This is a genomic window from Pseudodonghicola flavimaris (genome assembly GCF_030164425.1).
In the GTDB taxonomy this organism is placed as follows: Bacteria; Pseudomonadota; Alphaproteobacteria; order Rhodobacterales; family Rhodobacteraceae; genus Pseudodonghicola; species Pseudodonghicola flavimaris.
On the sequence record NZ_JASNJD010000028.1, the window covers coordinates 1 to 19,547 of the forward strand.

General features: G+C 59.7%; 18 protein-coding genes. 2 read left to right on the plus strand and 16 right to left on the minus strand.

Annotated elements, in window-relative coordinates:
* The first annotated feature begins 125 nt into the window (after positions 1-125).
* Positions 126-479: an SDR family NAD(P)-dependent oxidoreductase gene (locus QO033_RS23205; RefSeq protein WP_268987217.1), complete on the plus strand. Its 354-nt coding sequence runs from the start codon at positions 126-128 to the stop codon at positions 477-479.
* A gap of 10 nt (positions 480-489) precedes the next feature.
* On the opposite strand, the gene QO033_RS23210 is transcribed toward QO033_RS23205, so the two are convergent.
* The 3 genes from QO033_RS23210 to QO033_RS23220 are packed head-to-tail and all read right to left on the minus strand — an operon-like array spanning position 490 to position 3,716.
* On the minus strand, positions 490-1,656 hold the full coding sequence (locus QO033_RS23210) for an acyl-CoA dehydrogenase family protein (protein WP_142494837.1): 1,167 nt from the start codon (positions 1,654-1,656) through the stop codon (positions 490-492).
* 16 nt (positions 1,657-1,672) lie between these two features.
* Positions 1,673-2,911, minus strand: a complete 1,239-nt coding sequence (locus tag QO033_RS23215; protein ID WP_027264384.1) for a thiolase family protein — start codon at positions 2,909-2,911, stop codon at positions 1,673-1,675.
* A gap of 16 nt (positions 2,912-2,927) precedes the next feature.
* Positions 2,928-3,716 carry an enoyl-CoA hydratase/isomerase family protein gene (locus QO033_RS23220; RefSeq protein ID WP_028288592.1) on the minus strand — a complete coding sequence of 263 codons (789 nt, stop codon included), beginning with the start codon at positions 3,714-3,716 and terminating at the stop codon, positions 2,928-2,930.
* A 113-nt stretch (positions 3,717-3,829) separates the two neighbouring features.
* Here QO033_RS23220 and QO033_RS23225 point away from each other — a divergent pair, with 113 nt between their 5' ends.
* Positions 3,830-4,933, plus strand: coding sequence for a CaiB/BaiF CoA transferase family protein (locus tag QO033_RS23225; RefSeq protein ID WP_036540260.1), 1,104 nt, complete (start codon positions 3,830-3,832; stop codon positions 4,931-4,933).
* 25 nt (positions 4,934-4,958) lie between these two features.
* Here QO033_RS23225 and QO033_RS23230 read toward each other — a convergent pair whose 3' ends face one another.
* The 13 genes from QO033_RS23230 to QO033_RS23290 form a co-directional block, all read right to left on the minus strand.
* A complete protein-coding gene (locus QO033_RS23230) occupies positions 4,959-5,747 on the minus strand; it encodes an SDR family NAD(P)-dependent oxidoreductase (RefSeq protein WP_028288590.1) in 789 nt (262 codons plus the stop codon).
* 13 nt (positions 5,748-5,760) lie between these two features.
* On the minus strand, positions 5,761-6,552 hold the full coding sequence (locus QO033_RS23235) for an ABC transporter ATP-binding protein (protein ID WP_028288589.1): 792 nt from the start codon (positions 6,550-6,552) through the stop codon (positions 5,761-5,763).
* A gap of 61 nt (positions 6,553-6,613) precedes the next feature.
* Positions 6,614-7,852 carry an ABC transporter substrate-binding protein gene (locus QO033_RS23240; protein WP_051630972.1) on the minus strand — a complete coding sequence of 413 codons (1,239 nt, stop codon included), beginning with the start codon at positions 7,850-7,852 and terminating at the stop codon, positions 6,614-6,616.
* A 34-nt stretch (positions 7,853-7,886) separates the two neighbouring features.
* A complete protein-coding gene (locus tag QO033_RS23245; protein ID WP_028288587.1) occupies positions 7,887-8,939 on the minus strand; it encodes a branched-chain amino acid ABC transporter permease in 1,053 nt (350 codons plus the stop codon).
* Between the two features lie 3 nt (positions 8,940-8,942).
* Positions 8,943-9,827, minus strand: a complete 885-nt coding sequence (locus tag QO033_RS23250; RefSeq protein WP_028288586.1) for a branched-chain amino acid ABC transporter permease — start codon at positions 9,825-9,827, stop codon at positions 8,943-8,945.
* A gap of 15 nt (positions 9,828-9,842) precedes the next feature.
* Entirely contained in the window at positions 9,843-11,798 is a 1,956-nt protein-coding gene (locus QO033_RS23255; protein WP_233145719.1) for an AMP-binding protein, read from the minus strand.
* A 46-nt stretch (positions 11,799-11,844) separates the two neighbouring features.
* A complete protein-coding gene (locus tag QO033_RS23260) occupies positions 11,845-12,624 on the minus strand; it encodes an ABC transporter ATP-binding protein (protein WP_028288584.1) in 780 nt (259 codons plus the stop codon).
* Positions 12,625-12,835: 211 nt separating this feature from the next.
* Positions 12,836-13,675 (minus strand): FAS1-like dehydratase domain-containing protein, encoded by an 840-nt coding sequence (locus QO033_RS23265; RefSeq protein WP_028288583.1) that lies wholly within the window; start codon positions 13,673-13,675, stop codon positions 12,836-12,838.
* Positions 13,676-13,685: 10 nt separating this feature from the next.
* A complete protein-coding gene (locus QO033_RS23270) occupies positions 13,686-14,849 on the minus strand; it encodes an acyl-CoA dehydrogenase family protein (protein ID WP_028288582.1) in 1,164 nt (387 codons plus the stop codon).
* A gap of 3 nt (positions 14,850-14,852) precedes the next feature.
* Positions 14,853-15,662, minus strand: a complete 810-nt coding sequence (locus QO033_RS23275; RefSeq protein WP_284483206.1) for a citryl-CoA lyase — start codon at positions 15,660-15,662, stop codon at positions 14,853-14,855.
* On the minus strand, positions 15,647-16,561 hold the full coding sequence (locus QO033_RS23280) for an SDR family NAD(P)-dependent oxidoreductase (RefSeq protein ID WP_028288580.1): 915 nt from the start codon (positions 16,559-16,561) through the stop codon (positions 15,647-15,649). The genes QO033_RS23275 and QO033_RS23280 overlap by 16 nt, the downstream gene beginning before the upstream one ends.
* A gap of 12 nt (positions 16,562-16,573) precedes the next feature.
* Positions 16,574-17,533 carry a hydroxymethylglutaryl-CoA lyase gene (locus QO033_RS23285; RefSeq protein ID WP_028288579.1) on the minus strand — a complete coding sequence of 320 codons (960 nt, stop codon included), beginning with the start codon at positions 17,531-17,533 and terminating at the stop codon, positions 16,574-16,576.
* A gap of 4 nt (positions 17,534-17,537) precedes the next feature.
* Positions 17,538-19,544, minus strand: coding sequence for an acetyl/propionyl/methylcrotonyl-CoA carboxylase subunit alpha (locus QO033_RS23290; RefSeq protein ID WP_142494836.1), 2,007 nt, complete (start codon positions 19,542-19,544; stop codon positions 17,538-17,540).
* Between the last annotated feature and the right edge of the window lie 3 nt (positions 19,545-19,547).

Consider the following 19,547-nt stretch of genomic DNA (forward strand, 5'->3'; position numbering starts at 1 on the left):
TGACGGCCGTGTGCAACGATACCGGCGCGGCGACGATGATCGCCGCGCAGTGAACGAGCAGCACCAGCTATGAAGAAGCAGGTGGACGCCAGTTCCTACACCATCTCCCGGGACACTACCCACGTATCGCCGCCAAAGCGATGATTGATGCCGGACGCGGGGGCTGTATCGTCAATGTCGCCTCGATTCTGGGCACACGGGTGGCCAGCCATGTGTCCGCCTATGCCGCGTCCAAGGAAGGGCTGATTCAACTGACCCGGTCTCTGGCGCTTGAATGGGCGCGGCATGGCATCCGGGTGAATGCCATCTGCCCCGGTTATATCGAAACCGACCTGAACCGTGAGTTTTTTGCCACTGACGCGGGACAGGCATTGATCAAACGCGTCCCGCAGCGCCGGTTGGGGCATGATCCGTTGGCCGCCCCCCCGGACCGGGGGCCTACGATAAGGCGACCGGGAATCCCCGGCCGCAATTCTTAGAGTCACGATTTCAGAACGCGTTAAGCCCGGTCAGGTTGCGCCCGATGACCAGTTTTTGGATTTCGGTGGTGCCATCGGGAATCGGCATGACCTTTGCATTGCGGAAGTGCCGTTCAACGGGGAACTCTTTGGTGATGCCGTTGCCGCCGTGGATCTGCACCGCTTTGCCGGCGATTTCGACGGCCATTTCGGTTGCATACCATTTCGCCATCGAGGTCTGGGTGTCACAGCGCACGCCCAAGTCCAGAAGTTGCAGCCCGCGCTGGCACAACAGGCGCGCGGCATCCAGGTGCGTGGCCATGTCGGCCAAGTAGCCTTGAATCAACTGGTGCCCGCCGATCGGCTTACCATGTTGTTGGCGATCCTGCGCATATTTGACGGCACATTCCAACGCCGCCTGCGCTATGCCAATGCTCGTCAGGCCGACAAACACGCGAGCGCTCTCAAACAGTTTCAATGTCTGGAACAGGCCGCCGCCTGCATTACCCAGAACATGGTCAGCGCTGGTTTCGGCACGGTCGAAAAACAATTCGCAGGTCGATGCACCGATAAGCCCCAGCTTGCGCAATTCGCGGCTCTCGTAGTTGCCGGTATCGCGGTCGACGATGACCATGGAAATACCGTCGTCCAGATTGCAGACAACGATGGCGAAATCCGACTGGGCCCCATTGGAAATCCAGAGCTTCTGGCCAGTGACGAAAATCTTATCGCCCTCGCGGTCCGCACGTGTCTTGACCTCGCGTACGTTCGAACCGACCTCTGGTTCGGAAATACAGGTGGCACAGATCCGTTCGCTGCGCAGGAGCGGCTTCAGATAGGCCTCTTTCTGCGCCACATTTCCCAAGAGGTTGACCGCGAACACGGCATGACCCTGAATCAGCACCGCGATTGCCAGATCGGCCCATATCCGGGCCAGTTCCTCGTATAGGATGCCATAGGTCATGCGGTCGATTCCGGCACCGCCGTCCTCTTCGGGGATCAGGCCGCTGATCAGCCCGAATTCCTCGACCTTGGCGAACAGGGACTTCAGGGTTTTCGCATCGGGGGGGTGGCCGAGGTTCTCGTATTTCTCGGCCAGCGGCGCGAACTCTGCCTCGGCCATCTTGCGGAAGTTTTCCAGCAACATGCGTTGCTCATCTGTATAGATTGCCTGAGCGGCGGCGATCACGTTTTCCATGGTTCGTCTCCTTGTTTCAACGGCCCAGAATGGTGACGCAGGCGGCCGCTTCTTCTACCCCGTGCAACCCCCCGCCGTTTTCGGCGATGGCGTTCTTTGCCCCTTCGACCTGACGCGCGCCAGCTTCGCCGCGCAGTTGCGTGACCAGTTCGAAAACCTGCCCTATCCCTGTGGCACCGACCGGGTGGCCCTTGGATTCCAACCCGCCCGAGGGGTTCACCGGAATGCGTCCACCGATCTTTGTCTCGCCGCGCAGACTGGCGGGACCGCCCTCGCCGAATTCGACAAATCCGAGGTTCTCGATCTGGATCACTTCGCCCACGGCCGTGGCGTCATGCACTTCGGCCACCGATATATCCTCGGGGCCGATCCCGGCCTGTTCATAGGCCTCAAGCGCGGCAAGCCGGGTCAGGTGGTTCTTGTAATCTTCCGGCGGACGATCGGTGCCCGAGCGCAGGATCGCGGCCTTGACCTTGATCGCGCGCGCGGGATCTAGGCCCAGACGTTTTATCCCCTCGCCGGTGCATAAAACGGCCGCAGCGGCCCCGTCCGAGATCGGGGCGCACATCGGCAGGGTCAGCGGATAGGTGATCGGCGGCGCGGCCAATACCCGATCGACGCTCATGGCTTCTCGGTATTGCGCCAGTGGATTATGCACGGAATGCGCATGGTTCTTGGCGGCGACGGCGGCGAACTGTTCCTGAGTTGTGCCAAAGGTCTTCATGTGCAGCCGGGCGAAGCCTGCGTAGACATCCATGAACACGCTGTAGGGCTTGGGCGATTTCGATCCTTCGGGTTCCTCGACCCCTGCACCCAGATCGGCCAGCCGTTGCGCGACCTCTTCGCTGTTGCTGACGTCCCAGCCGCTGTCGAAGGCCGAAAACATCAACGCACGGTCGTCAGAATACATCTTTTCGGCGCCCACGGCGAGACAGCAGTCGCCATTGCCGGCCTTGAGGAAATCGACTGCCAGTTTGAACCCGGTCGAGGCGCTGGCGCAGGCGTTTTCGACATTCACCACCGGAATGCCCTGAATGCCCATTTCACGCAGCGCGATTTCGCCGCGGATCATGTGCTGGCCCTCCATGTGGCCCTGCACCGCGTTCGAGAAGAATGCGCCGTCGATACGATCTGCCGTCACTCGGGCATCGGAAAGCGCGGCGGCGACGGCCTCGCCGGTCATGTCCTTGATGGTTTTGTCCCGGAACTTTCCGAACGGCGTCATCCCGATGCCAACGATGTAAATGTCCTGCATCGTTTGTCCTCCTGACCTAGTATCCGCGAAACTGCGGTTTTCGTTTTTCATTGAACGCCGACAGACCCTCGTGCATGTCCCAGGATCGCATGTGCGCGCGCAGGTTCAGCATCTCTTCGGAAAGCGCGGCGGTTTCGTCCACGTCCAGCGACCGATTGGCAACCGTCTTCATGCGGCGTAAGACCGCCGGGCTTTTTTCTGCCAGCCTGTCGGTAAAGGCCTGCACCGCTTGTCGCAGGTCTTCGTCCGCGATGACCTTGTTCACCAGTCCCCAGTCCATCATGTCCCGTGCCGAAACGTTCTCGCCCGAGAACAGCAGGTATTTCGCGCGGTTCAGGCCAATCCTACGCGGCAGGATCGCCGCACCGCCGGCCCCGGGAAAGACGCCAAAGTTGGAATGTGCGTCGCCCAGTTGCGCGCTTTCGGCGGCAAAGACCAGATCGCAGGCCATCACCATTTCCAAACCGCCCGCCATCGCCAGCCCGTTCACTGCGGCGATCACCGGTTTCGGGCCATGTCGCATCAGCCCAAACGTGTGATCGACAAGATCCAGAAGATCCGGCTCGCCTGGTGCATGTTTGGCGCCAGCAACTTCTTTCAGATCGGCACCGGCGCAGAATGCCCGGCCAGAGCCGGTCAGGACAATTGTACGCACCCCATCGTCGGCCAGCGCCGATTCCAGTGCTGCCGCCATCTCGCGCAGCATCTGCGTTGACATTGCGTTGAGCTGTTCGGTGCGCTGGAAGGTAATCCATTCAGTTTTTGCGACCCGCTCAACGAATAGCGTCTGCTTTGCTTCACTCATGCTAAGCTCCTGATAATTATACATATTATTGGTTTTTCGCCTTGTCTTTTGCGGCGATTTGCGCTGCACTCGGGCGGACCCGCACGTGGAAAACAAAAGAGCTGGAGATTGATATGAGCACTGCACCCCTGGCCGGCCTGAAAATTCTCAGCCTTGCCGAACAGTTTCCCGGTCCCTATGCCACAATGCTGTTGTCCGACATGGGAGCCGAGGTGATCATGATCGAACGACCGGGTGTCGGCGATCCGGCCCGGCAATTTCCGCCCTTGTTCCGGGCACTGAACCGAGGCAAGCGCAGCGTTGCGTTGGATCTGAAATCGGCCGAGGGGCTGGCACGGTTTCGCGAACTGGCCAAGGAATCGGATGTCATCGTCGAAGGGTTCCGCCCTGGCAAGCTTGCGGCCTTGGGTGCCGGTTTCGAGGACATGCGTAGTGTCAACTCGCGGCTGGTTTATGTATCGATTTCGGGTTACGGGCAGGACGGCCCCTATCGTGACAGGGCTGGCCATGACCTGAGCTATGAAGGGGTTGGCGGTTTGCTGGCCGATCAGGCCGATGCAAAGCAGCCCGGCCCTGTGCCGCCGATCCCCCTTGCGGATGTTGGCGCGGCGTTGTTCGCGGCGATCGCAATCCTGTCGGCGGTGGTGTCGAGCCAGCGCACAGGGCAGGGGCGTTACGTGGACGTGTCCATGTCGGATGCGGTGGTTTCGATGTTGACCGCATTCCTCGTTCCCGCCGCCAATGGAACACCGCTGGGCGAATTTATCGCCGAGCCGGGCTATGGCGTGTTCACCTGCAAAGACGGCAAGCTCTTGACCTTGTCCATCGCGCATGAGGACTGGTTCTGGAAACCGTTCTGCGATGTGATCAACAGGGCGGATCTTGCGCCGTTGACAGGCCGCGACCGTGTCGCCCGCAAGGCCGCGCTGCGCGAAGAAATCGCGGCGATTTTGGTCAACAAGACGCGCGCCGAATGGGGCGACCTTCTGGATAAGGCGGGGGTGCCATGGGGTCCGGTCAATTCCCTGGTCGAAACGTTGGACGACCCCCATGTGCGTGCGCGCCAGCTGCTGCGCAAGATTACGCATGACGGCGGCAAGGCCGAGACTTTTATTGTCCAGCCGTTGAAATTCGATGGTTTCGAAACCGCGATACCGGATCTGCCCCCCGAGCTCGGGGCAGATAATGACAGCGTTTTTTCGGACAGCTCCAACTAGAGGCGGCAGCCGTCCGATGGCGGCTCTAGCAGGCAAAAGAATACCCGCCATTCACCGGATAAGTTTGACCGGTGATCCAGCTGGCAGCATCCGAGCAGAGGAACAGGATCATTCCGGCGGGGTCTTCCGGCTCGCCCAGACGGCGGATCACGTATTGCGACAATGCCCGCTTCTCGGTCTCTGCATCCGGGATCAGGTCGGCGACAGCCGGAGTTCTTGTGCCCCCCAAGGCGACGCAATTCGCGGTGATCCCGAACCGACCACCGGCTTTTGCAATTGCCCGCATGAAGCCGGCCGCGCCGGCCTTGGCGCCGGAGTAGACCGCCAGATGCGGCTCGCCCACGCGGCCCGCGTCGGAGATGACTGTCACGATGCGCCCATAGCCGCCCTTGACCATCAGGGGCATTGCGTGACGGGTGCAGTTCAACACGCCGTCGAAATTGGTCGCCATCCAGCGCTTCCATTCCGATGGGTCTGAGTCCCAGAAGGGCACCAGATCATCGAGCCGCGAGGTCGGCCCCGCGTTCCCGGCGTTGTTGACCAGGATATCCACGCCGCCGAACGCGGATTGCGCCTCGGCGAAAGCTGCGCCGACCGCCTCGAAGTTCGAGACGTCAAAGGCGATTGGCAATGCCTTGGCGCCAGCTGCTTCAACTTCTGCGGCAACGCTTTCCGCCCGATCGGCGTGAAAATCATTGATCACAACAGCGCCTGCGCCATGTTCCGCCAGATAAAGCGCGACCTGCCGGCCCACGCCCTGTCCGGCGCCGGTCACCAGCGCGGTGCGGCCCTTGATATCCAGGATGGTGCTCATGAATTCCTTCTCCTCAGCCCAGCCATCTCTTCCGGCGGCGATAGTGTTTGATATCTCGATAGCTTTTGCGCTCGCCCGATGCGGTGACGCCGAGATAGAATTCCTTGATGTCCTCGTTGTCAGCGAGCTTGTCGGCAGGGCCGTCCATCACGATCCGGCCGTTCTCCATCACATAGGCATAGTCGGCGATCGATAGCGCCGCGGCGCTGTTTTGTTCGACCAGGAAGAAGGTCGTGCCTTCTGACTTGAGCTGCTTGAGCACTTCATAAACATCCCGGATCATCATCGGGGCCAATCCCAACGACGGTTCGTCGATCGCGATGATCTTGGGGCTGGCCATCATGGCCCGGCCGATCAGCAGCAGTTGTTGTTCGCCACCAGACATGAAGCCAGAGGTGCGGTTGCGCAGGTCCGCAAGCCGGGGCATCAAGGTGTAAACATGGTCCAAGCGCTTTTTCAGCTCGGCGGAGTTGGGCACCATGTGCCCGCCGACGATCAGGTTTTGCTCTGACGTCAGATGCCGCAAAACGCGCCGCCCTTCCATCACATGGATGAGACCGTTCTTCACGACTTCCGAGGCTTCCATGTTCTGAATGGGAGTTCCGTCCAGAACGATGGACCCCGCCGAAACGGTTCCATCCTCGGATTTGAGCGTTCCCGAGATGGCTTTAAGCGTCGTGCTTTTTCCTGCGCCATTGCCACCGAGCAGAGCAACACATTGTCCCGCACGGACTGTCATGGACACGCCTTTGAGCGCCAGGATGACGTCGGAATATGTCACCTCTACGTTGTTGAGTTCCAGCATGGTCATATTGCCCGGGGCTAAGGATCAGAACGGGCGCCGCGACTGCGGCGCCCGGATTAATTCACCATTTCTCAACTTGCGGAACGTCGACACCCGTTGCCGCGATGGTGATTTTCCCATCTTTGACGGTGCCCACATTCACTTTGAGGCCTTCCAATGGGAACGGTGCTTCTGGCGTAAAGGACAAGGTCGGCAGGAACCCATGGGTTTCTTCGGTGGTGATCGGTTTGGCAAAAAGCGCCTCACGTACCATCTCTCCGGTCAGGCCCTCGGCGCCGTTCGCCTCGATCGCGTGATCGATCACGGTCACGGTATAGAGACCCTGAGATACGCCCATTGCGGTCACGACGTTCCAAGGTGCTTCGAGTCCGTAATCGGCAACCAATGTCTCGTAGAATTGTCGCGCGGGAGTGTCCTCATCGGCCGCAATCGCCATGCCGTAGGCTTCAAAGTCCCCCTCCATTTGCTCAAGCCCGCCAAGCGCGCCACCCGAGGCTGGAAGCCCGTTATGCGAACTCATCATGATCGGGATGTTCGCCCCGTTGGCCTGCAGCCCACGTTTCGCGGCAACCACGATAGAGGTGTTCGTTTGGATTACCAGCGCCTCGGCCCCGGCTCGTACAACGCGGCGCATTTGCCCCGTCAGATCGGTGGGTTGAACTTCGGTATAGATGACCTCGACGAGGTCGATCTCCTCGGGGTGCTCTTCGGCATAGAGTTCAAGGCCCTTTGCCATGTCGACATAGGCAGGCGATGCTTCGGAGGCGAGGATCGCAACCTTGAGCGGTTCGTCTCCTCCGCGCTGTTCACGCATCCAGTTTAGAAAGCCGACACTTTCGTGCGAATAGGTCGGACGTGGGTTGAAAATCCAGGCATCCGGTTGCCAGGCAAAGCCGTAGGCCGCTGTGGCCATGAACATCGGGATTTTGTCTTCCGGCAGGCGTTCGGAAAGGGCCGCGACGTCAGGCCCGCCGAGGCCGACAACCGCAATCGGGTCCAGTTCCGATTTGATCCCGGGCCAGAGACTTGCCACCTGTGCCGCGTCATAGCGGGTTTCGTAGTTTTTGTAGTTCAGCGTGACGCCAAGTTCCTTGCCGCGGGTTTCATTCCACCAGGTGAACACAGCTTCGCGTCCGCCTGCCAGGATGGGCATGATGTCAGCATAAGGGCCGGAAAAGTCCGACAGCAGGGCCAGATTATAGGTCTCTTCGGCCTGCGCCTTCAAAGGCATGGTCGCCGCGGCCGCCAAGGCAGCCGCTGCCAGTAAGCCGCGAAGACCTCGATTCGATTGGTAAGTCATATTCTTCCTCCCAGGTTTAGAGCCGCTCTATTTCTCAGTAAGGAAACGGCCAGATACGGTATGACGACTTCAGGATGTTCCAGCGGTGCATCAGCCCCTTGGGTTCGAGGATCATAAACAATGCGATCACGCCGCCAAGAACGACATTCATGCCAGCGAACACGATGTCACCGCCAAGGAATGATACCGAGTCGGCGATATTGGGGCCGACCGTCGCGATAATTTCCTGGATGATGCGGATAATGAAGACGCCGATCAGGGCCCCCACGATTGAACCCATCCCGCCGACGATGATCATCGCGACGAAGAAGATCGAGTGAAACAGGGTGAACTGGTCTACCCCCACGAAGCGGATCAGATAGGCCCAAAGCGCCCCGCCGACGCCCGCATAGAAAGCGCCGATCAGGAAGGCATTTGCCTTTGTGGCCGCGACATTGATCCCCATTATACCCGCGGCCACGTCATCATCCCTGACCGCCACGAAGGCACGGCCGAAGCGTGACCGAACGATCCCGAACGCGCCCGCCACCATGATCGCGGTCACGGCGAAATTCAGATAGAACTGCGAAGATTCGCTGACAAATCGCTGCCCGAAAAGCTCGGCCGGGGGCACGGTGATACCGTTCGATCCACCCAGCCAGGTTGACGGCAGGTTCAATACGGCAAAGTGGAACAGGAACTGAGCTGCAATCGTGGTCAGTGCCAGATAGAACCCCTTGATCCGCGCCGCGGTCAAGCCAAAGAGAAAGCCGAACAGCGCAGCCGAGAGCCCGGCCAGAGGAATGGTCAGCAGAAACGTAAGGCCGGTCTTCGAGGCCAGTATCGAGGCCGTATAGGCGCCGACCCCCATGAACGCCGCCTGACCCAGGTTGATCTGGCCCGCATAGCCGGTGCAGATCTGAAGCCCGACGGCGATGACGGCGCTGATCATCATCATATTCAGGATAGCGATGATACGGCTGCTCACCAGGTAAGGCGCCAACAGCAGTAGAGCCATGAATACGACGAGGGCCAGAAACTGCCAGCGCGTTCGGATCAAACGTCTGTCACTGCGATAGCTTGTCGGGAATACGCCAGAAGGATCCATGGATTACACCCGTTCGATTGTGCGCCAGCCGAACAGGCCGGTCGGCCGGATCAGCAGAATGGCAAGCATTATGATATATGGAACGACACTGCCGAGCGAGCCACCGATCAACGGATCAAGGTAGTTGGTGGTCAAGCTCTGCGCGATGCCGATGATTATTCCTGCCAGGATAAGCCCGCCGATGGATTCCAGCCCGGCAAAGAGCGCCACCGGCAGGGCCGCGAACCCGATATCCGAGGCCAGGAAGGTCAGCGATTTGCCGCTGAGAAAGATCATCGCACCAATTGTGGACAGGATTGCCCCGAGAACCCAGGCAACGGCAATCGAGCCTTTCACCGAAATGCCCATCGAGGAAGCTACGACGTGGTCCTCCGCCACAGCGGTCATACGGAGGCCGGACCGGGTCCGGTTGAAGAACCACGACAGGCCGACGGCCGCGACAATGGTGATGATCCCACCTATCAGGAGGTTCATCGGGATCAACATATCGCCGAGGAACAAGGGTTTCAGCGGAAAAATGATCGGGAAGGGTCTTACCGCGGGACCGAACACAAGCAGCACCAAACCGCGCAGCAGGATCAAAAGGCCGACGGTGACCATGACCATCGAGAAAACCGATTCACCGATCAGCTTTGTCAGGAAAATCCGTTCGATTGCGTACCCGACCAGCCCGGCCAGAACCAGCGAAAGGGGTATCGACAACCAAAGGCTAAGCCCCGCTTGCATCGTTGTGAACCAGACGATGAACCCGCCGATGATCACAAGCTCGCCCTGCGCGAAGTTGAACACCTTGCTGGCGCGGTAAATCACAACAAAGCCCATGGCCACCAGCGAATACAGAAGGCCGATCAAAGCCCCGGTAATGATGTCATTGATGAAATAGACCATTGTCGCCGACCTCCTTTAAGATTTGGACTGCCGCTTGGCAGCCTTCGATGCGTTTTCAACATCCGACACGCGAACCGTGGTCTTGAGAACGCCTTGACGGCCGTCCTGATAGGTCACAGCGATTTCGAGATCTGTCTCGTCATCGCCAGCATAGATCGCCTCGACGAGCTTGGCATACCGTTCCTCCAGAAAGGCCCGGCGAAGCTTTCGGCTGCGGGTCAACTCGCCTTCATCCGGGTCGAGTTCCTTGGGAAAATTCGCAAAACGTGCCACGCGCGAGCCTTCGGGCAGGAGCGCATTGATGCGCGCCACTTCGCCTTTGATAAGGTCCAGAACTTCGGGTTTCTGCGAGAGATCGGTGTAGGTCGAAAAGCTGATCTTGTTCTCTTCCGCCCAACGCCCGAGAACTTCCATATCGATATTGATAAGCGCGCTGACGAAGCTCCGGGTTTCGTCGCCCAAGGTCATGAGATCCTTGATGAAGGGGCTATACCGCAACCGCGTTTCGATGAATTGCGGCGGATAGCTGTGCCCATTTGCCAGGCGGCGCATATCCTTGACACGGTCAAAGAACAAAAGCTCGCCGTCGTCGGTCATCGACACCGCGTCACCGGTCTTGTACCAACCGTCTTCGGTCAATTCCTCTGCGGTCTTTTCGGGCTTGCCGTGATAGCCACCGAAGCCCGATCCGCCACGCACCTGAAGCTCCCCTTCGTCCGAGACCCTGTATTCCAGCGGTTCGCCGTAGTTCGTGTTGCTTTGCATCCAGCTGCCGCTGGTTTCCAGCTGATAGCTTTCGCCGACATGCGCGGTCAGAAGGCCGATTTCGGTCGCGCCATACACGTTGCGCAGCTTAACCCCCATCGCGTGGAACATACGAAAGACGTCAGGTGCCATCAGGGCGCCGCCGCTCATTGCGTTTTTGGCCTTACCAAGGCCAAGATTGTCGCGCAGGTGATGCAGCACCAGAGCTTCGGCAAAGGGAAGCTGCAGGCGTGCGGCAAGGCTGGGGCTACGCCCCTCCAGCCGTTCCACATAAACGTCGTGGCCGACCTTCATACCCCAGTTGTACATCGCATTGCGGATTTTACCCGCCCCCAGCATCCGGGCCTGAACGATGGAGGCGAGATTTTCCCACTGGCGCGGGCTGAACACCAGTGCGTCGACCGCCAGTTCGCGAATGTTGGTCAGTACGTCTTCAGGGCCTTCGGGGAAGTTGACGACCATGGGCGCGATCAAACCGATCGACAGGCCGAAAATCTGTTCCGTGACCCAGGCCGGCGAAATGTAGGTCAGGTATTCGGTGCCCGGCGCGATTTCGATTGCCCCCATCACCCGCGAGCAATTGTCGAACAGGTAGCGATGGCTGATGACAACGCCCTTGGGTTTTCCCGTGGTACCCGAGGTATAGGACAGCAAGGCGGTATCGTCCGCCCGTCCACGTTTTACGTGTTCTTCAAATCTGGCGGGTTCCTTGGCGTGGATCTGACGCCCGGCCGCGCTCACACTTTCAAACGAATGCAACAGGGGATGATCATAGCCCCACAGACCGGAATCGTCCCAGTAAACGACCGCCAGGGCGCCCGAGTACTTGCCCGCAATCTCGATGCATTTATCGACCTGCTCCTGATCCTGTGCCAGAAAAATCCGCGTTTGCGAGTCTTCGGCCAGATACAGAATCTCTTCAGCGTTTTGATCCGGATAGACAGACAGGACTTTGCCGCCTAACGACTGGACGGCGTATTCAGCCCAGAAATGTTCGGGTTCGTTTTCGCCAATCATCATGACGGATTCGCCAGCCGACAAGCCCAGGTTCTCCAACCCGAGAGCCAGGGCGCGAACCCTGTCAAGAACATCGGCCCAGGTGAATTCACGCCAGATGCCCAGGCGCTTGTGCCGTTCGGCGAGGTTGGTCGGTGTGGATGTCGCTCGCGCGAGCAAAACCTGCGGCAGGGTTTCGCTATGTGTCACTGCTGGGTCCGAAAAGACCATTGCTGTCCGTTGTTTGACCATGCCGCTACCCCAGATATGCCTTTATGACAGCCGGGTCCTTCTGGATTTCTTCCGGGGTGCCTTCAGCGATGACCCGCCCGAAATCCAGCACCACGATCCGGTCGGCAAGGTCCATCACGACGCCCATGTCGTGCTCCACCAGAACTACCGGAATCTTGCGCGCCTCGCGCACATCGAGAATGAAGCGCGCCAGGTCTTCTTTTTCCTCCGAGTTCATGCCGGCCATCGGTTCATCCATCAGCAGGATCGACGGTTCCTGCGCCAATGCACGGCCCAGATCGACACGCTTGCGCAACCCATACCCCAACGTGCCCACGGGCCGGTTGCGGATTGCCTCGATCTCGAGAAAATCGATGATCTCCTCTGCGGCTTCACGATGTTCCGATTCCTCGCGCATCACGGGACCGAACTGGAAAAAAGCCTGGACTACATTCGATTTCATCAGCATGTGGCGGCCGATCATAATGTTTTCCACCACCGTCTGCCCGGCAAAAAGATGGGTGCCCTGAAACGTCCGCGCCAGACCGCGCCGGGCGATCTGGTCAACACGCAGGCCGGTCACGTCCTGCCCGGACAATTCGACACGGCCCTTCTGCGGACGGTAGAAGCCCGCAGTCACGTTTAGAAGTGATGTTTTTCCGGCTCCGTTCGGTCCGATAATTGCAAGCAATTCATCGTCGGCCACAGAAATGCTCACATCGTCGAGCGCGGTCACACCGCCAAATTTCAAAGTTGCACCACGCACCGCAAGCGGTGAGGATACGTGCCCGTTATTCGTGGTCATGTTGCGGCCCGTGCTTTTGCCCCACACCTCATGGAGGCGCGCATAGCCTGACCGCACGGTTTTTCGTTGGTTACGAGTTTTCCTCGCATTGTTCCTCCTCCCACCTCTAAATTCAGAGGTTTGCCTGGTTTATTTACCAAGTCTCTCCGCGAAGCCTAACAGATGTTAGAAAAATTGGTCAACAACTGAATTCGCTACCGAAGAAGACCGATCAGACGGCCGCGTACTCTGCGGAAAAGCTTCGAAGACCTTTTTGATCCTGACACCAGACTGTCCCGGAGGTGCCGGTCCCTTCATTGTGCAGTTGCAATTCGCAGGGCAGGGTGAGTGGCGCGAGGCCACGGAACGAAAACCGGTGGGGCGATGTTTTCAACGCACCCGCCGCCAGATTCAGAAGCAGCGTGGCCTGCAATGGGCCATGCACAACAAGTCCGGAATAGGCTTCGGTTTCGGTGGCGTAGACGTAATCATAGTGAATGCGATGGGCATTGAACGTCAGCGCCGAATAGCGAAACAGAAGAACAGGATCCGGTGTCAGCGTCGATCTAAGCGTGTTGGGGTCACCCGCGTCAGCTGCGCTCTCGCCCGTGCGGGGGGTGGAAATCTCACGATAAACGATCGTTTGCTGCTCCCGGATACAAAGCCGGTTGCCACTCAGATACTCATGTTCGACGGTCACAAAGACCAATGGTCCACTACGGCCCTGCTTGGCCACAATATTCCTGATCGAAGAGCGTCGGGTGATGGTTTCGCCGATTTTCAGCGGCGCGATATGCGTAACATCGCCGCCAGCCCACATGCGGGCGGGCAGCAGAACAGGGGGCAGAAATCCACCCCTCGCGGCGTGGCCGTCTTCTGACAGGGCGGCAGCTGGCACGGTATCAAGGGCAAGGCACCAATGAACCCCCAGCGGGACATCGCCGGCTTCGTCCCAAAGATGCGGACCGAGCGTGGCGCGGAATTTGTCGATCAGCCCCTGCGTCAGAACATCTTCCTTGGTCTCGGTGCGTCCCAGCCAGGGCGCCAGCGCGTCAAGGTCGATCTCACCCATGTTTCTGGCCTCAGAAGGATCGGGGCATGCCGAGGATATGTTCGCCGACATAGGAGAGGATCAGGTTGGTCGAGATCGGGGCGACCTGATAGAGGCGCGCCTCGCGAAACTTGCGCTCAACATCGTACTCCCGTGCGAAACCGAAGCCGCCGTGGGTCTGGATGCAGGCATTGGCCGCTTCCCAGCTGGCTTCCGAAGCCAGCAGCTTGGCCATGTTCGCCTGTGCACCACAATCCAGTCCGGCATCGAACCGCCTGCAGGCTTCAAAGCGCATCAGATTGGCGGCCTCGATGTTCACATAGGACCTGGCGATAGGGAATTGCACACCTTGGTTCTGGCCGATGGGACGGTCAAAGACCACGCGGTCGCCGGCATAGGCGCGGGCCTTGTCAACGAACCAGTATCCATCACCGATGCATTCCGCCGCAATCAGGGTCCGTTCGGCGTTCAGCCCGTCAAGAATATGGTAAAACCCGCGCCCCTCGGTGCCGATCAGGTTCTCGGCGGGGATTTCCAGGTTGTCGAAAAACACTTCATTGGTTTCGTGGCCGGGCATGTTGGCGATGGGGCGGACCTCCATCCCGTTGCCGATTGCCTCTTTCAGATCGACCATAAAGATCGACAGGCCCTGCGACTTTTTCTTGACCTCGCTCAGCGGCGTAGTGCGGGCCAGCAAGATCATCAGGTCAGAATGCTGGATACGGCTGATCCAGACCTTCTGGCCATTGATCTCATACCGGTCACCCTTCTTGACTGCGATGGTCTTCAGTTTGGTGGTGTCGGTCCCGGTTGTCGGTTCGGTCACGGCCATGGATTGCAGGCGCAACGCGCCGCTGGCAATACCGGGCAGGTATGTCTGCTTTTGCTCATCCGAACCATGCCGCAGCAGCGTGCCCATGTTATACATCTGCCCGTGGCAATGGCCCGCGTTTCCGCCGCAGCGGTTCACCTCCTCCATGATGATCGAGGCTTCGGTCAACCCCAGACCCGAGCCACCGTATTCCTCTGGGATCATCGCGGCAAGCCAGCCCTCGCGGGTCAGCGCATCGACGAATTCCTCGGGGTAGGTTTCGTCTTCGCCGAACTTGCGATGATACTCTGGCGGAAACTGCGCGCAAAGTGCGCGCAAGGCATCGCGCAGATCGGTGTGAGTGTCTGGGGCTGACGTCTGCATCGTTCAAGCCGCTCCCGGGCCGGAGGTTTCGAGGATTTCCTCTTCGGCGCGCTGCCACAATTCATAGGAGATCGGGTTTTCGCTCTCTTCGAGGATATGACCGACCAGGCCGATGGCGCGCGCCATGACGCCAAAGCCCCGCACGATCTTCCAGGGAAAGCCGAATTCACAGCAGATCGCTCCGATCGCACCAGTGGCGTTAATCGGCAGCATCTTACCCGATTTTTCTTCGGCAACGGCCTGAATTTTCTGGATCAACTCGATGTATTCACCGGACTTGCCGTTCTCGGCAGCGATCTGGAACAGGCGCGGGGTGCGCGGATCGACCGGTTTGTGCACCGGATGTCCGAGCCCCGGCACGATCATCTTGCGGGCGCGGAATTTTTCTACCGTCTCGACGGCCAGCGCATCCAGATCGACACCGGTGCCCAACTTGTCCTGTGGCAGTGCCTCGTAAAGCATTTTCGAGGCACCTTCCATAGAACCGACAAAGACGGTGCCCAGCCCACACAAGCCAGCCGCCACAGCCGCCTGAAGCGATTCCGGCGCCCCCATATAGGTCATCCGCGCCGCCAGGGCCGAGGGCGTGATACCATGTTCGACCAGGGTAATGACGATGGCGTTGAACACCCGGCTTTCCTCGGGTGTGGCCTTGCGGCCCGTCAGTTGCAGGAACGCCAGATCGCCGAGGTTCATGTGGCCCAGGATCTCGTTGGGCAGGTCGAGGCCACGCACGCTGATCTTGTCAGGGGTGCTCCAGGCAATGCTGGAGCTGATTTTTTCTTTGCGTTTTCCCATTAGACCGGATCCCATGAAAAGACATCCGCCGAAACTTCGAGCGGCGTGAACTGCGATTTGAGCGCGGGAATGGCGCGATCGGCGATTTCATCGGCGGTCCAGCCATCACCGGAATGAACCGACCGCACCGGGCGGGGCTGGTTGAACAGGAAGATCTCGTTCTTGCGAACCGCAAAGATCTGTCCTGACACGTCAGCCGCGCGGTCGCTCATCAGGAAACAGGCCATCGGTGCAACCTTGGCCGGTGTCATCTCCTTGATCTTTTCGACCCGTGCCACCTGTTCCGGGGTGTCTGTCTTGATCGACGAGATCATCCGGCTCCAGGCGAAGGGCGCGATGCAGTTTGACCGCACGTTCCAGCGCTTGAGATCAAGCGCAACAGATTTTGAGAAGGCCGCGATGCCCAGCTTCGCGGCAGAGTAGTTCGCCTGGGCAAAATTGCCGATCAGCCCCGAGGTCGAGGTCATGTGCACGAGCGCGCCGCTTTCCTGTTCGCGGAAATAGTCGGCGGCCGCGCGGCTGGTATTGAAGGCACCATAAAGATGGACCTTCACCACCGCGTCGAAATCCTCATAGGTCATCTTGTGGAAGTAACCGTCGCGCAGAATGCCGGCGTTGTTTACCACCGCGTCGATGCGACCGAATTCCTTGACCCCGGCTTCGATCATCGCGCGCGCGGCATCGGGATCGGTGACAGAGCCGCCATCGGCAATGGCATCGCCCCCAGCGGCCCTGATCTCTTCGACGACTTTCTGCGCCGCAGTTTCTGTCTGACCGGTGCCTTTCAGGGATGCGCCCAGATCATTGACCACCACGGCGGCGCCTTCGGTAGCTGCCATCAAGGCGATATCACGCCCGATCCCACCGCCGGCCCCGGTGACCAGAACGACCTTTCCGTCAAGTGCTTTTGTCATCTTCTTGCTCCCTCAGAGTGACTTGCGGTATTTGTCCAACCCGCCGGTGTGCATGACCCGGCCCATGAGCGGCACACCGATGATCTCTTCTGCTTTGACCGCCGCTGCGATCAGCTTGTCCAGATCAATGCCGGTTTCGATGCCGAGCTCGTGACACAGGAACACTGCATCCTCGGTGCAGACATTTCCTGCGGCGCGCGCGTGGCCGTGGCCCGCGAAAGGACAGCCGCCAAGACCGGCGACGGAGCTTTCGAACATGTCCACGCCCATCGACAGGGCCGCATAAACGTTGGCGATCCCCAGCCCACGTGTGTCATGGATGTGCATACCGATGCGCGCCTCGGGCGCCAATTCGCGCAGGGCGCCGATCATCCGTTTGACCGCCTCGGGGTTTCCCCAACCCATGGTGTCGGCGACCACGAGGATCGGCACGGGGATGTTCTCTTCTTCGCATAGCTGAAGGATAAAGCGGAAATCGTCCAAGATGCGTTCTTGGGGGATGGGGCCCTCGAGGTTGCAGCCGAAAGCGGTCATCACATAGGCCGCGTCGACGGTATATCCCTCTTCCTTGTAAAGACGGACCCAGTCACGTTGTTTTTCCCGCATCTCGGCCGAGGAACAATTGTTGTTCGATTGGGCGAATGCTTCGGAAGGATAGAACAGCAGACGCGGGTCGATATCGACCTCATGCGCGGTCAGGGCCTTGCGAAACCCTTTGTCGTTCAGCCACAGCGATGTGTAGTTCACGCCCGGTTTGCGCTTGATACGCTGGAACAACTCGCCGGTGTCCGCCATCTGAGGAACGTATTTCGGGCTGACAAAGCTGCCGACCTGAATGCGTTTCAAGCCGGTTTCGCTGAGCATGTCGATCAGTTCGATCCGCTCTTCGATCGGGTAAATCTTCTTTTCGATCTGAAAACCCTCACGCGGGCCTTCTTCACGAAATTCTACGAATTTGGGAAAGTCGCTCATTTCATCACTCCTCGGATGGCAGGATCTCGGCGATGACCTGGCCGCGATCGACCATGTCCCCATTCGAGACGGATATATTGCTGGCGATCCCGGCCGCGGCCGCCCGGATCGAGATTTCGAGTTTCATGGATTCCATGACCGCGACCACGTCGCCTTCGGCCACGCTCTGACCATCGGAGACCTTGATTTCGACAATCATGCCGGTCAGCGGAGAGGTCACGGCGCGATCCGCCGCGGCATCGCCGCCGGCAAAGGCAAGGGGCGCGGCGGGCCGAAAGACCAGGCGGCCTTCGGGCGTATCCAGTTCGATCACGCCCGCGTGCAGGCGCGCGTCGATCAGATGGACGGTGTCGCCTTCGCCGACACGCCAACGGCCCGGGGTCAGTTCACGTGCCGACAGTATCAGCGCCTCGCCTTTCTCCGAATGGATGGTGTACTTGGCACCCGGTTTGACTGGACTGACGCGCAGTTCTTCGGATACCTCGTCAGAATCGGTAAGCGTCACGCGCTGCCCCGCTTCAATCGCATCGCCGCCCAGTCCAAGCCGCCAGCCGGTAAAGGCATCACGGTTGGTCCAGGGATTGGCGTCTGTGTCGCTGCGCGACTGGGTCACGAAGAGAATGGCAGCGGTCGCCTTCCACAGATCTGGGCGGGTCAGGCCGGGTGCCTGTGTCAGCTCATCCAGCCTGCCGTCGATCCAGCGGGTATGCACCTGCATCCGTTCGAATTCATGGTTTCGCGCCAGCGCCGTTAGAAAGGCGCGATTGGTCTCGACACCTTCGACCGCGACATGATCAAGCGCCGTGGCCAGACGTGCCAATGCGGTTTCCCGGTCGGGCGCGTGCACGATCAGCTTGGCGATCATCGGGTCGTAGTAGGGCGTGACGGCATCGCCTTCTTCGACGCCGCTGTCGATGCGCAGGCCCGATGGCAGGCTGAGCGTGGAGAGCGTGCCCGTCGACGGGGCGAATTGCATCGCCGGATCTTCGGCGTAAAGCCGCGCCTCGACCGCGTGGCCGTTGATCGTCAGATCGTCCTGCACCAGTCCAAGGCCCGCGCCTTCGGCAATCCGCAGGTGAAGCGCGACAAGGTCCAGCCCGGTGATCGCTTCGGTGACGGGATGTTCCACCTGAATGCGCGGGTTCACCTCAAGGAAGAAATACTCGCCACCCGCGACCAGAAATTCGACCGTGCCCAGCCCGCGATAGTCCAGCGTTTCGCCCAAGCGCACCGCGTCGCGTGCGATGTCGTCCAGAAGCGTTCGGGGCAGACCCCAGGCCGGGGCTTCCTCGATGACCTTCTGGTGGCGGCGCTGAAGCGTGCAATCGCGTTCGAACAGATGCACCACATGGCCCTTGCCGTCACCTGCGATCTGCACTTCAACATGGCGCGCCTCGGGCAGGAAACGCTCCAACAGCAGCCCTTCGGAGCCGAAGGTGGATTTTGCTTCGCGCAGCGCGCCTTCGATGTCCTCGACCAGCGTGGTCTCGTCAGTGACGAGCCGTTGTCCGCGCCCACCACCGCCGCCGACCGCCTTGAGCAGCACCGGCAGGCCCATTTGGCGCACCTCCTCGGCAATCTGCTCGGGATCGGACCGCGCACCTTCGGCGCCCGAAATCACCGGGACGCTGGCCGCCACGGCGGCCTCTTTGGCGCTGGCCTTGTCGCCGAAACGTTCAAGCGTTTCCGGCGTCGGCCCCATGAAGATCATGCCGGCGGCTTCGACCGAACGAGCAAAATCGGGGTTTTCGGCCAGAAAGCCATAACCGGGATGGATCGCATCCGCGCCCACTGATTGCGCAGCGGCAATCACCGCGTCGATTTTCAGATAGCTCTCGGATGCAGGCCCGGCACCGATACAGACAGATTTGCCGATCTCGCGGACATGCAGGGCATTGGCATCGGCCTGCGAATGCACGCCGACAGGGGTGATACCGCTGGCCCGCGCGGTGCGCGCGATCCGGCAGGCAATTTCGCCGCGGTTGGCGATCAGAAGCGTTTTGATTTTCACGGT

Coding starts and splice junctions, on each gene's coding strand:
- QO033_RS23260 (WP_028288584.1), bottom strand. CDS start 12,624: ATGACCACGAATAACGGGCACGTATCCTCACCGCTTGCGGTGCGTGGT.
- QO033_RS23285 (WP_028288579.1), bottom strand. CDS start 17,533: ATGAGCGACTTTCCCAAATTCGTAGAATTTCGTGAAGAAGGCCCGCGT.
- QO033_RS23240 (WP_051630972.1), bottom strand. CDS start 7,852: ATGACTTACCAATCGAATCGAGGTCTTCGCGGCTTACTGGCAGCGGCT.
- QO033_RS23275 (WP_284483206.1), bottom strand. CDS start 15,662: ATGGGATCCGGTCTAATGGGAAAACGCAAAGAAAAAATCAGCTCCAGC.
- QO033_RS23280 (WP_028288580.1), bottom strand. CDS start 16,561: ATGACAAAAGCACTTGACGGAAAGGTCGTTCTGGTCACCGGGGCCGGC.
- QO033_RS23235 (WP_028288589.1), bottom strand. CDS start 6,552: ATGCTGGAACTCAACAACGTAGAGGTGACATATTCCGACGTCATCCTG.
- QO033_RS23270 (WP_028288582.1), bottom strand. CDS start 14,849: ATGCAGACGTCAGCCCCAGACACTCACACCGATCTGCGCGATGCCTTG.
- QO033_RS23245 (WP_028288587.1), bottom strand. CDS start 8,939: ATGGATCCTTCTGGCGTATTCCCGACAAGCTATCGCAGTGACAGACGT.
- QO033_RS23225 (WP_036540260.1), top strand. CDS start 3,830: ATGAGCACTGCACCCCTGGCCGGCCTGAAAATTCTCAGCCTTGCCGAA.
- QO033_RS23230 (WP_028288590.1), bottom strand. CDS start 5,747: ATGAGCACCATCCTGGATATCAAGGGCCGCACCGCGCTGGTGACCGGC.
- QO033_RS23215 (WP_027264384.1), bottom strand. CDS start 2,911: ATGCAGGACATTTACATCGTTGGCATCGGGATGACGCCGTTCGGAAAG.
- QO033_RS23265 (WP_028288583.1), bottom strand. CDS start 13,675: ATGGGTGAGATCGACCTTGACGCGCTGGCGCCCTGGCTGGGACGCACC.
- QO033_RS23220 (WP_028288592.1), bottom strand. CDS start 3,716: ATGAGTGAAGCAAAGCAGACGCTATTCGTTGAGCGGGTCGCAAAAACT.
- QO033_RS23210 (WP_142494837.1), bottom strand. CDS start 1,656: ATGGAAAACGTGATCGCCGCCGCTCAGGCAATCTATACAGATGAGCAA.
- QO033_RS23250 (WP_028288586.1), bottom strand. CDS start 9,827: ATGGTCTATTTCATCAATGACATCATTACCGGGGCTTTGATCGGCCTT.